The organism is Actinoplanes couchii (assembly GCF_016862075.1).
In the GTDB taxonomy this organism is placed as follows: Bacteria; Actinomycetota; Actinomycetes; order Mycobacteriales; family Micromonosporaceae; genus Actinoplanes; species Actinoplanes couchii.
This window is the reverse complement of sequence record NZ_BOMG01000186.1, coordinates 1-1,367: the sequence shown is the minus strand read 5'-3', so window position 1 is coordinate 1,367 and position 1,367 is coordinate 1. Positions and strand designations below refer to the sequence as shown.

At 67.5% G+C, this 1,367-nt stretch carries 1 protein-coding gene; it reads right to left on the bottom strand.

The genetic code is table 11. The annotated features are described in order from the left end of the window. Positions 1-25: 25 nt before the first annotated feature. A complete protein-coding gene (locus Aco03nite_RS52405) occupies positions 26-1,105 on the bottom strand; it encodes an IS110 family RNA-guided transposase (protein WP_203810778.1) in 1,080 nt (359 codons plus the stop codon). Positions 1,106-1,367 lie beyond the last annotated feature (262 nt).

The window sequence follows — 1,367 nt, the reverse complement described above, 5'->3', positions numbered from 1 at the left end:
GGATGCCCCTATAACTGTCAAGGTTTCAGGTGGCGGGTTGTGGGCTGAGGAGGCCGTAGATTTCTCGGGCTATGTAGCGTTTGAGGCAGCGCATGATCTCGCGGGTGGTTTTTCCTTCGGCGGTGCGCCGGTCGCGGTAGGCGCGGGTCGGTGGGTGCAGCCGGAGCCGGGACAGCACGATGCGGTAGAGCGCGGCGTTGGCTTGGCGGTCGCCGCCGCGGTTGAGTCGTCGCCGACGGGATTTGCCGGAAGAGGCCTCGACCGGGCTGGTGCCGCAGAGCGCGGCGAAGGAGCTCTCGTTGTGCAGCCGTTCGGGGTTGTCGCCGGCGGTGATCAGCAGGGTAGCGGCGCTGTCCGGCCCGATCCCGGGCTGTTGCAGCAGGTGCGGCCAGTGGGCGGCGATGACGGTGGTGAGCTGCTTGTTCAGGTCGTCGATCTCGGTACTGAGTGCCTGGATCCGGCGGGCCAGCAGTTGCAGGGTGTAGACGGTTGCGGTGTTCGGGTCGTGCGGGTCGTGGTCCAGCCGCAGGGCGAGGCAACGGTGCAGCAGGGTTTTCGGGCCGAGCCCGGACAACGGCTCACGCAGAGCGGGATCCGCGTTGACGAGGACGGCTTTGAGCTGGTTGATGCTCTGGGTGCGAGCCTTGATCGCCGAGTTCTTGGCCAGTTTGAACAGGCGGATCATCTCGACGGGGCCGTCGGTGGTCTTGGCCACGGCTCGGGCGGTGCCGGCCAGCACGGCCCGGGCGGCGACCTCGGCGTCGATGACATCGGACTTGCCGCGGCGCCGTCGGGTGGCCTTGTCGCCGAAGCCGACCTCGATGACGTCGACGCCTTCGCCGAGCAGGTAGCGGGTCAGGGCCGCGCCGTAGGAACTGGTGCACTCAACACCGGCACGGCGTACCTCACCATGGCTGCGGGCCCAGGCCAGCAGGCGCCGGTAGCCGTCGGCGGTGGCCGGGAAACGTTGGCTGCCGAGCATCGCGCCGGCCGTGGTGAGCGCGACCGCGACGTGGAAGTCCTTGTGGGTGTCGACACCGACCACGACCTCACCGCTACCGGTCTGCTGTCCGGCGGCGGGATGCGGCATTCTGGTGGAGGACATCGGGTTCCTGATCTGCTCGGGGGCACTGATGGCCGAGCCCGGACCGGCAGGAACGGTCAAAACTGTGACGGCGCCTTGTTCACGGCAAGGCCCCTATCGGGACACGACCTCCCGGTCCGGGTTCAGCAAGCACCGCTCCGGGCCGCAGCCGACAGATCCAAACCAAGGCCTCAACGCCAGTTATCACGCGAGTCAGACCACGGCCCGAAGCAGCACGCCACCATACTCACAGTTCTCACGAACGAGTCGAGTCGTCAGTTTG

Excerpts from the sequence above, each read along its gene's own strand:
- Aco03nite_RS52405 (WP_203810778.1), bottom strand. The coding sequence starts at position 1,105 with ATGTCCTCCACCAGAATGCCGCATCCCGCCGCCGGACAGCAGACCGGT.